This is a genomic window from Mycobacterium sp. (genome assembly GCF_049278535.1).
Taxonomy (GTDB): Bacteria; Actinomycetota; Actinomycetes; order Mycobacteriales; family Mycobacteriaceae; genus Mycobacterium.
This window is the reverse complement of the sequence record NZ_JBAPMI010000169.1, coordinates 1-10,371: the sequence shown is the minus strand read 5'-3', so window position 1 is coordinate 10,371 and position 10,371 is coordinate 1. Positions and strand designations below refer to the sequence as shown.

9 protein-coding genes, 2 pseudogenes and 1 riboswitch are annotated in these 10,371 nt (G+C 67.7%); of the genes and pseudogenes, 8 read left to right on the top strand and 3 right to left on the bottom strand.

Annotation, left to right across the window (positions count from 1 at the left end; translation table 11 throughout):
* Positions 1-188, top strand: a pseudogene (locus tag WAO18_RS11255) (hypothetical protein); the annotation flags it as partial.
* Between the two features lie 88 nt (positions 189-276).
* Here the strand turns inward: WAO18_RS11255 and WAO18_RS11250 are convergent.
* Positions 277-1,593 (bottom strand): PPE family protein, encoded by a 1,317-nt coding sequence (locus tag WAO18_RS11250; RefSeq protein WP_422206362.1) that lies wholly within the window; start codon positions 1,591-1,593, stop codon positions 277-279.
* A 14-nt stretch (positions 1,594-1,607) separates the two neighbouring features.
* Complete coding sequence (locus WAO18_RS11245; RefSeq protein ID WP_422206361.1) at positions 1,608-1,907, bottom strand: PE family protein; 300 nt, start codon at positions 1,905-1,907, stop codon at positions 1,608-1,610.
* Positions 1,908-2,062: 155 nt separating this feature from the next.
* Positions 2,063-2,124, bottom strand: a riboswitch (Fluoride riboswitch).
* 144 nt (positions 2,125-2,268) lie between these two features.
* Here WAO18_RS11245 and WAO18_RS11240 point away from each other — a divergent pair.
* The 6 genes from WAO18_RS11240 to WAO18_RS11215 all read left to right on the top strand — a co-directional run bounded on the left by WAO18_RS11240 (position 2,269) and on the right by WAO18_RS11215 (position 8,953).
* Positions 2,269-2,637, top strand: coding sequence for a YraN family protein (locus WAO18_RS11240; protein WP_422206360.1), 369 nt, complete (start codon positions 2,269-2,271; stop codon positions 2,635-2,637).
* A complete protein-coding gene (locus WAO18_RS11235; protein WP_422206359.1) occupies positions 2,637-4,148 on the top strand; it encodes a YifB family Mg chelatase-like AAA ATPase in 1,512 nt (503 codons plus the stop codon). Before WAO18_RS11240 ends, WAO18_RS11235 begins: the two co-directional genes overlap by 1 nt.
* The gene (dprA, locus tag WAO18_RS11230; protein WP_422206358.1) at positions 4,145-5,278 is read left to right on the top strand and encodes a DNA-processing protein DprA; all 1,134 of its coding nucleotides are present in this window, start codon (positions 4,145-4,147) and stop codon (positions 5,276-5,278) included. The genes WAO18_RS11235 and dprA overlap by 4 nt, the downstream gene beginning before the upstream one ends.
* Positions 5,279-5,969: 691 nt before the next feature.
* On the top strand, positions 5,970-6,818 hold the full coding sequence (locus WAO18_RS11225; protein WP_422206357.1) for a siderophore-interacting protein: 849 nt from the start codon (positions 5,970-5,972) through the stop codon (positions 6,816-6,818).
* A gap of 39 nt (positions 6,819-6,857) precedes the next feature.
* Positions 6,858-8,018, top strand: coding sequence for a lactate 2-monooxygenase (locus WAO18_RS11220; RefSeq protein WP_422206356.1), 1,161 nt, complete (start codon positions 6,858-6,860; stop codon positions 8,016-8,018).
* Positions 8,019-8,050: 32 nt separating this feature from the next.
* Positions 8,051-8,953, top strand: a complete 903-nt coding sequence (locus tag WAO18_RS11215) for a tyrosine recombinase XerC (protein ID WP_422206355.1) — start codon at positions 8,051-8,053, stop codon at positions 8,951-8,953.
* A gap of 15 nt (positions 8,954-8,968) precedes the next feature.
* On the opposite strand, the pseudogene WAO18_RS11210 reads toward WAO18_RS11215, so the two are convergent.
* A pseudogene (locus WAO18_RS11210) lies at positions 8,969-9,412 on the bottom strand (M23 family metallopeptidase); the annotation flags it as partial.
* 298 nt (positions 9,413-9,710) lie between these two features.
* On the opposite strand from WAO18_RS11210, the gene rpsB reads away from it, so the two are divergent.
* The coding region (rpsB, locus tag WAO18_RS11205) for a 30S ribosomal protein S2 (RefSeq protein ID WP_422206354.1) at positions 9,711-10,371 on the top strand (661 nt) is incomplete at its 3' end.

The window sequence follows — 10,371 nt, the reverse complement described above, 5'->3', positions numbered from 1 at the left end:
TGAACGAGATTGAGAATCAGCCCGGCACCAAGGTGACCGTGCTACTTCCGCGCCGCACGCATGCACCGCTGGTAGGGCGGCTGCTGCATGACCGCACCGCCGACAAGATGGCCGAGGCTATCAGCCGGGTCGAGGAGGCGACCGCGCAGATCGTCGTCTACGACGTCGGATCTCGCATCGCTCAGGCGACGGCAGCGGCGCGCTCGGGTAGACGGGATGCCTCCGGAACACGCTGAGCGAGTTCGTCGTTGGCCACAACCGGCGCGTAGGTGAACATCACCCGAGGAAGCGCCGCTTCTGCGCGCTGACCTCCTCGGTGGTCATCAGCCCGGATTCGGCCAGCTTGGCCAGCAGCGATTGCGCCTTGGCGGCGAGTTCCTGCAATTCGGTCGCGATCGCGGTCACCGCCTCGCTCGGCGGCTGTTGCGTGGGCTTGGGGCTGGGCACCGGCGCCGTCCGTACTCGTTCGTTGCCGCGTCCGAAGGACGTCGTGCTCCCGAGGGCGCCGCCCGCCGCGCCGGCCATACCCATGCTGCTGAACAGATTTCCCGCCCCGCCGATCTCCGGGGCTGCGGCGGCGCTGGTGATGGGCATGGTGAAGGCAGCCGGGCGGATTTCGGGTGCCGCGACCGTCCAGGACGACGGCACCGACAGCCGGCCGACTTTCTGTGCCTGGCCCATTCGGGATGGCCCCTCCGAATCCGGAACCGCATCCGAGGGTGCGCCAATACCGCCGACGCCGTTGATGATCCACTGCGGCAGCATCGTCCCGCCGACACCGTTGCCGGTGAATGGGCCTTTGCCGTTGTCGTAGTCACGGTCGGCGTTGATCAGCAGACCTCGCACCGTTGTGCCGAACGACGTGAAGGACGACGTGACGCCGAGTGTGCCGACGGTTACGGCGGTCGCCGTTAGCGGGGCCGTCAGCAGTGGCAGCAGCGCTATCGGATCCACCGCGGCCGGAGCGGCTGCGGCCGCGAGCCCCTGCAGCGCCTGGGGGACAGCGCTGATCACCCGCGATCCGGCCGCCATCAGCGGCTGCACGACTGCCGCCGGCTGGCCGGCCGGATTGGTGGTCGGCGGCGGCGGGGTGAACGGCGTCAGCACCGACGCCGCCGCCGACGAGCCGGCATAGCCGAACATCGCCGCGGCGTCCTGCGCCCACATCTCGGCGTAGTCGAGTTCGGTGGCCGCGATCGCTGCGGTGTTCTGGCCCAGCACATTGGTCGCGATCAACGCCGCCAACAGGCTGCGATTGGCCGCGATCACCGCGGGCGGCACCGTCATGGCGAACGCTGCCTCATAGGCCGCCGCCGCGGATCTGGCCTGCGCGGCGGTCTGCTCCGCCTGCCCGGCGGCCGCGCTCATCCACTCCAGATACGGTGCGGTTGCGGCAGCCATCGACGCCGACGACGGGCCCAGCCAGGGTCCGCCGGTCAGCTCGGAGATCTCCGCTCGATAGGACGCCGCGGTCGATTGCAGTTCGGCGGCAAGCCGGTCCCACGCAGCGGCCGCGGTCAGCATCGGTCCCGTCCCGGGGCCGGCGTACATCCTGCCGGAGTTAACCTCTGGCGGTAGCATCGCGAAATCCATTACCGTAACCTGTCTTAACCTGTTGCCGCGGCGTTGGCGGCTTCGGTCACCGCATACGAATTGGCGCCGGCTGCCAGCGCGCTGACCAGTTGCTGATGAATTGACTCGGCCTGGGCGCTGACCGCCTGGTACATCTGGGCGTGGACAGCGAACTGGGTGGCGGTCAGTGCTGAGACTTCATCTGCAGCAGCCGGCAGCACGCCGGTGGTGGGTGCCGCGGCCGCGGTGTTCTCGGCGCCCATTGCGCTGCCGATACCCGCCAAGCTGATTGCGGCGGCGCTCAGCGCCTCCGGTTGGGTCGTGACGTATGACATCGGTGTTCCTTCCATAGGTGTCGCATGGGTCCAATGATCCGCGCAGAACGGCAAACAGCGATGCGAAAACCGCACGCTGCAAAGGGAATTCATGTAATACGCCGCGATGCGGAGGTCTCGACTCACAGGTCTCACCCGCCTTCTAACCCAAAGCGCCTCGGGTAGAAGCCATCAGCCGGTACGGCGGTTAAAGGCGAGCTTCATCGCCTGGAGGCGATGCTAATGACGGTTTGACGGCAGATGCAACGCGACGCGCACATCGAGTGTGGATTGCTGCGTAACTGGGGATAACTGGCCGTTGTTCGGCGGCGATCGCGGGGCGGTGGATATTCCCGTCGGCGCTCTGGCCCAGGGTGGCCGCATGACGATGTTGACGCGAGCGGAAATCGGAGCGCTGGGCGAGCGATTGGCCGCCGATCACCTGATCGGGCTCGGACTGCAAATCGTGACCCGCAACTGGCGTTGCCGTTACGGCGAACTGGACGTCGTGGCGGCCGACCCGAGCACTGACACCGTGATATTCGTCGAGGTCAAGACGAGAACCGGGGACGGATTTGGCGGGTGGGAGCAGGCGGTGACCCCCCAGAAGGCGCGCCGACTGCGTCGGCTGGCCGGGCTCTGGCTGGCTGCTCAGGATCGGCGTTGGGCGGGTGTCCGCATCGACGTGATCGGTGTGCGGATCGGCCGGCGGCGCACCCCAGAACTCACCCACCTGCCGGGCGTGAGCTGATGGCGCTCGGGCGCGCGTTCTCCGTCGCGGTGCTGGGATTGGACGGCCAGATCGTCGAGATCGAAGCCGACATCACCTCCGGCTTGCCCGGTGTGCACCTGGTCGGCCTGCCTGACGCCGCGCTGCAAGAGTCACGTGACCGCGTTCGCGCCGCGATCACCAACTGCAACAACAAATGGCCGATGTCGCGCCTGACATTGGCGCTGTCACCGGCAACGCTGCCGAAAATGGGATCCGTATACGACCTGGCGCTCGCGGCCGCGGTCTTGTCGGCCCAGCGGAAAACGCCATGGCGTCAATTGGAAACCGCGGTGGTACTCGGTGAACTCGCGTTGGACGGCCGCGTCCGGCCGGTGCGTGGGGTGCTGCCGGCCGTTCTGGCGGCCAAGGGCGCGGGCTGGGGAGCTGCGGTGGTGCCGGTCGAGAATCTCCCCGAGGCCAGCCTGGTCGATGGCATCCAGATCTGGGGTGTGCGCACGCTGGCGCAGCTGCAGGGCTGGCTCAGTGGCTCGGCGCGCCTCGACGAACGGATCGGCGAGGTGGTTACGGAGGCAGATCCACCCGCTGATCTGGCCGAGGTGGTGGGGCAGGCCCAGGCGCGCTTCGCCGTCGAGGTCGCCGCCGCCGGATCGCATCACCTGATGCTGACCGGGCCGCCGGGTGTGGGTAAAACCATGCTGGCGCAACGTCTTCCGGGTCTGCTTCCGCCGTTGTCGGACGGCGAGTCGTTGGAGGTTACCGCGATCCACTCGGTGGCCGGTCTGTTGTCGGATGCCACGCCGCTGATCACTCGGCCGCCATTCGTGGCGCCGCATCACAGCTCCAGCGTCGCGGCACTGGTCGGCGGTGGGTCGGGTATGGCCCGTCCCGGCGCGGTCAGCCGTGCGCACCGTGGCGTGCTGTTTCTCGACGAGTGCGCCGAGATCGGTGTCAGCGCGTTGGAGGCGTTGCGAACGCCGTTGGAAGAGGGCGAGATTCGCCTGGCCCGCCGAGACGGTGTGGCCTGCTATCCCGCCCGCTTTCAACTCGTGCTGGCGGCCAACCCCTGTCCGTGTGCGCCGGCTGATCCTCAAGACTGCATCTGCGCAGCGGCGGTCAAACGACGGTATCTCGGCCGCCTGTCCGGACCGCTGCTCGACCGCGTCGACTTGCGGGTCCAGATGCATCCGGTACGGATGAGTGCGTTCGCGAACTCCGAACCCGAGTCGACCGGGCAGGTCCGTCGTCGGGTGACGGCGGCCCGCGACGCGGCGGCCCAGCGCTGGCGTGCACACGGTGTCCGCACCAACGCCGAGGTCAGCGGAACACTATTGCGGCGCCGGTTCCGGCCGGGCAATGCTGCCATGGAGCCGCTGCGCACCGCGCTTGACCGCGGGCTGCTCAGCATTCGGGGCCTCGACCGCACGCTGCGAGTCGCGTGGACGCTGAGTGACTTGGCCGGTCGCACGTCGCCGGGGCGCGACGAGGTGGCAACCGCACTGAGCTTCCGCCAGCCAGGAACGTCGCGGTGACCGATCCAACACAGCGGGCATGGGCTTATCTGTCGCGGGTCGTCGAGCCGCCGTGCGAGGAGCTTGGAGAGCTGGTTGCCCGGGTAGGGCCGGTCGAGGCCGCCGACCGGGTGCGCCGAGGCCAGGTTGACGACATTCTGACCCGACGAACCGAAGCACGGCGTGAAATCGACTGCGCTGTTGAAGATCTCGAGTTGCTGAACCGCCGAGGTGGTCGCCTGGTCACCCCGGAGGACGACGAATGGCCGACGTTGGCCTTCGCCGCCTTCAACGGTGCCGCCGCGGCGAAACCTCAGGGTCGGCGACCGTTGGCACTGTGGGCACTGGGCCCGGTGCGACTCGACGAGACAACACAGCGATCCGCCGCGGTGGTCGGCACCCGCGCCGCGTCCAGTTACGGCGAGCAGGTGGCGGCGGATCTGGCGGGCGGGCTTGCCGAGCACGATGTCGCGGTCATTTCCGGCGGGGCCTACGGCATCGATGGCGCGGCTCACCGCGCGGCGTTGGCTGCCGACGGTGTCACCGTGGCAGTCCTGGCGGGCGGGCTTGATATTCCTTATCCCGCAGGACATTCCGCACTGCTGCACCGTATCGGCACTGACGGGTTGCTGGTCACCGAGTATCCGCCGGGGGTACGGCCGGCCCGACACCGGTTCTTGACCCGCAACCGCTTGGTCGCCGCATTTGCCGGCGCTGCAGTGGTTGTGGAGGCCGGTTTGCGCAGCGGCGCGGCCAACACCGCCGCTTGGGCGCGGGCATTGGGCAGGGTGGTCGGCGCCGTGCCCGGGCCGGTGACGTCGTCGGCGTCGAGCGGATGCCACGCGTTGTTGCGCTCGGGGGCCGAGGTGATAACCCGTGCCGAGGATGTCGTCGAGTTGGTCGGTCGCATCGGAGAGTTGGCGCCCGAGCAGTCGCGTCCGGCCACCCCACTCGACGGGCTCAGTGACGAGGAGCGGCGGGTGTACGAGGCGCTCCCCGGGAGCGGCGTCGCTACCGTCGACCAGATCGCGGTAGCCGCCGCGGTGGAGCCGGCTCGGATCCTGGGGCCGCTGGCGATGCTGGAGATCGCCGGTTTGGCCGAGCGCCACAGCGGTTGCTGGCGAATCGTCCGGAATCGCGCCGGGCCGTGAAATCTGTCGAGGCGGACCGGCGATCTTGATCCTCAAAATTGGATCAAAACGTCGGAAAACGAGATAACGTTCGGCTGCCTCCCAGCTAAGGGTCGGTTTGCGGTCGCGTGCACGTCCGTCGTGTCTCGGAGGTGGCCAGGCCTGCTCTCGACGCACCTCATCTGGTACTAGTCGAGGCGGCGCCCCGCCCGGGCCCCCAGCGCAGCCAGCCGACACCAGCGGTCGCGTGGCCGACATTCGCCCTGGCATTGGGTGCTTTGGCGGTGTTTACTGCAGCGGCAATCGCGGCGATCGGCGGCTACGCCCCGGTCTGGATCACGATCCCACTCAATTCCGTGGCCGTGCTCACGTCCAACTACCACCTGGTGCACCATCTGCACCCGCGGTTGCCCTTTTACCCGACTGCTCCAGGCGTGGTGGCGCAACGAGGACCTCTACTTGGGCAACGACGCTGTTGTAACAACCGTCTTCGGCAAGACGCTGACACCCGATGAGTATCGGGACTGGAAGCATGGAAAACGCGGCGTAGATTCCGAAAACGCCCATTTATCAGAGCTTTTCGTTGCAGCCTGACGCCGGCTAACCAGCCTGGTTCGACTCTGATCTGGCGCTGGCCTCGGTCGTGGGACCGAAGGTGTGACGGCCCCGGTTCGTATACTGGTCACAGTCAGCGCTCAACGAGAGGAATCAGGTGCCCGGTCGACCAGTGCACACCTTCGAAGTGGTTCGCACCGAGCAGGTGACGTCGCACATGATCCGGGTTATCTTGGGCGGCAGCGGTTTCGACACCTTCACGCCCAGCGACTTCACCGACTCCTACGTCAAGCTGGTGTTCGTCCCCGACGACGTCGACGTGGCCCGGTTACCGCAGCCGTTGACGCTGGAGTCTTTTGCCGACCTGCCCACCGCCAAGCAGCCGGTGGTGCGGACGATCACAGTTCGTCGCGCTGACCCCGTCGTCGGTGAGATAGCTGTCGATATCGCGGTGCACGGGGAGCACGGGGCTGCCGGGCCGTGGGCTGCATCGGCTAAGCCGGGCCAGCCGATGTATCTGATGGGTCCCAGTGGCGCCTACGCCCCCGATCCCTCGGCCGACTGGCACTTGATGGTCGGCGATGAGACCGCGCTACCGGCGATCAGCGTTGCGTTGGAAGCGTTGCCTGCCAACGCAATCGGCCAAGTGTTCATCGAAGTCGCCGAGCCGGAGGACGAAGTGCCGTTGGCCGCGCCGGAAGGCGTGCAGGTCAACTGGATTCTGCGTGGCGGCCGGGCTGATCTGGTCGGCGAGGATCGCGCCGGCGACCATTCGCCGCTCGTCCAAGCGGTCAAGACCGCCCACTGGCTGCCCGGTCAGGTGCACGCCTTCGTGCACGGTGAAGCCCAGGCGGTGATGCACAACCTGCGGCCCTATATCCGCAAAGAGCGTGGTGTCGACGCGAAGTGGGCGTCGATCTCCGGGTACTGGCGGCGCGGTCGCACCGAAGAGACGTTCCGGCAGTGGAAGAAGGAACTCGCCGCCGCGGAGGCCGCCACCCAGTAGGGCCTCGTCAGCCCGAACGCCGGCTGGCATGCTCATCGCATGGCATTCGGCGACTACCAGAACGAGATCTATCTCCAAGGCTTGGCCGGGATCGTGCCGAAGCTGCCGATGATTTTCGCGGAGCTCGAGGCGAAGGCCGAAAAGGCTTTGCCGCCGTCGATCTGGTCATACGTCGCGGGCGGGGCGGGCGACGAGCGCACCCAACGGGCCAACTGCGAGGTTTTCCAGCGCTGGGGCCTGATGCCTCGGATGTTCGTCGGCGCCGCACAACGTGATCTATCCGTCGACTTGTTCGGGCTGAAACTGCCGAGCCCGCTGTTCATGGCACCGATCGGAGTGATCGCGTTATGCGCCCAGGACGGCCACGGCGATCTGGCCACCGCGCGCGCCGCAGCCCGCACCGGTGTCCCGATGGTGATGTCGACGCTGACCGAAGACCCGCTCGAAGACGTCGCCGCCGAGTTCGGTGACACACCCGGGTTCTTCCAGCTCTACACGCCGACCGACCGCGAGCTGGCCGCCAGCCTCGTGCATCGCGCGGAAGCCGCCGGCTTCAAGGGCATCGTCGTCACCCTGGACACCTGGGTCACCGGCTGGCGTCCGCGCGACCTGGGCAAGTCGAACTTTCCGCAGCTCCGCGGAAAATGTTTGAGCAACTACACCAGCGACCCGGTTTTCCGCGCGAGCCTGGCGCAAAGCCCCGAAGAGAACCCCCAAGGTGCGGTGCTGCGCTGGATACAGATCTTCGGCAACCCGTTGACGTGGGATGACCTGCCGTGGCTGCGCTCGCTGACCAAACTGCCGTTGCTCGTCAAAGGCATCTGCCACCCCGACGATGCGCGTCGCGCCAAAGACGGTGGTGTAGACGGCATCTACTGCTCCAACCACGGCGGCCGGCAAGCCAACGGCGGGCTGCCCGCGCTGGATTGCCTGCCGGGTGTGGTGGAGGCCGCCGACGGGCTGCCGGTGCTGTTCGACTCGGGCGTTCGCAGCGGCGCCGACATCGTCAAAGCCCTCGCGCTCGGCGCGACCGCGGTGGGCGTCGGGCGGCCCTACGCGTACGGCCTGGCGCTGGACGGCGTTGACGGGATCGTGCACGTACTGCGCTCGCTGCTGGCCGAAGCCGACTTGACCATGGCCGTCGACGGCTATCCGACGCTGAAAGATCTCACTCCGGACACCCTGCGGCGCGTCACCTGAGCCACGCCGCCCGTCTCTGCGACCGTGAGGTGGTGGAGGCGATCCTCGACGAGTTCGACAACTACCTGGAACTGCAGTGCCTTCGCTCGGCCCACACCCGCCGCGCGTATCTGGGCGATCTGCGTTCACTGTTCGCGTTTCTCGACGAACGCGCCCCGGACCGGGGCTTGCAGGCATTGAGCCTGCCGATTCTGCGGTCTTGGCTTGCCGCCGGGGCCGGAGCCGGGGCGGCTCGCACCACGCTGGCTCGCCGTACATCGGCGATCAAGACGTTCACCGCCTGGGCGGTGCGACGCGGGCTGCTAGCCGGTGACCCTGCGAGTCGGCTGCAAGTGCCAAAGGCGCGACGGGCGTTGCCGGCGGTATTGCGGCAGGATCAGGCACTCGCAGCGATGTCGGCGGCCAAATCCGGTTCACAGCAAGGTGATCCGATGGCATTGCGCGACCGTCTGATCGTTGAGCTGTTGTATGCCACTGGGATTCGGGTCAGCGAGCTGTGCGGCCTGGACATCGACGACATCGACAACTCACACCGGATACTGCGCGTGCTCGGCAAGGGCAACAAGCAGCGCAGCGTTCCGTTCGGCGAGCCCGCCGCCGAGGCGTTGCGCGCCTGGCTGGCCGACGGGCGACCGGCGCTGGTCACCGCGGAGTCCGGACCGGCGTTGCTGCTGGGGGCTCGGGGCCGGCGGCTCGATGTGCGGCAGGCGCGCACCGTGGTGCACCAGACCGTCGCCGCCGTCGACGGCGCACCGGACATGGGTCCGCACGGTCTGCGGCACAGCGCGGCCACTCACCTGCTCGAGGGTGGGGCCGATCTGCGGGTCGTGCAGGAGCTGCTGGGCCATGCCAGCCTGGCGACCACCCAGCTCTACACCCATGTGACGGTGGCCCGGCTGCGCGCGGTGCACGACCAAGCGCACCCGCGGGCCTGACGGCGACTATCGGTGCAGGGGTTTGAGCCGAATCGGTGTGGACGCCAGCAGTCCCAGCGGATCGACATAGTCGGCGCGGGCGGCTGGGCCCCACATCGCTCCCCAGTGCAGGCACGCCGCGGTCGGACAGCCCGCATGCCCCGCCAGCAATTCCCCGACCGCCGTCCCGGCGGCCACCGACTGCCCGACCCGGACGCCGGCCCGCACGGGCTCGTAGCTGGTGTGTAGACCGCCCGGGTGGGCCAGCGACACCAGCTGACGGCCGGCCAGCGTCCCGGCGTACACCACCGTTGCGGCACCCGCGGAATAGACCGGCTGGCCCGGGGTGCCCGCCAGGTCCACCCCGCGGTGGCCCCGGTTCCAGTTCGGCGACGGGGCGTCGAAACCTCGCACCACCGCCGGAACCGGGCGTAGCGGCCACCGCAGGCGAGCCACATCACCACGCGCCGGCAATGCGCAGACCAGCATCGCAGCCAGGATCATCGCGGCCCATCGCACAACGTCAGTTCACCGCGGCGCCGACGAAGCGGCCAGCCAGCGCTGTGGACAAAGCACCTGGCCGAACGGTGTAAACTGCTCTGCGCAGCACGTAATAACGAGCTGACTTCGCGCGTCTGTACCGCGTCTCTCGTTCCACTGGGAGTTCGCACCGCATGCCGGGCGGTCCCGTCCAACGACGGGTCCGGCATCGCAGCAGCCGCCAGGGCCCGGCTTCACCCGTCGCTGGGCGACAACCGACACAAAGGAATGGCCGACAATGGCTGTTGTAACCATGAAGCAGCTGCTTGACAGCGGCACTCACTTCGGGCATCAGACCCGTCGCTGGAACCCCAAGATGAAGCGGTTCATCTTCACCGACCGCAACGGCATCTACATCATCGACCTGCAGCAGACGCTGACCTTCATCGACAAGGCGTACGAGTTCGTCAAGGAGACCGTCGCTCACGGCGGCAGCGTGATGTTCGTCGGCACCAAGAAGCAGGCGCAGGAGTCGATCGCAGACGAGGCGACCCGCGTCGGCATGCCAAACGTCAACCAGCGCTGGCTGGGCGGCATGCTCACCAACTTCCAGACCGTGCACAAGCGGCTGCAGCGCCTCAAGGAGCTCGAGGCGATGGAGCAGACCGGCGGCTTCGAGGGTCGCACCAAGAAGGAAATCCTGATGCTGACGCGCGAGAAGAACAAGCTCGAGCGCAGCCTCGGCGGTATCAGGGACATGCAGAAGGTGCCGTCGGCCGTTTGGGTCGTCGACACCAACAAGGAGCACATCGCCGTCGGCGAAGCCCGCAAGCTGGGCATCCCGGTCATCGCGATCCTGGACACCAACTGCGATCCCGATCAGGTGAACTACCCGATCCCGGGTAACGACGACGCGATCCGCTCGGCAGCCCTGCTGACCAAGGTCATCGCTTCCGCAG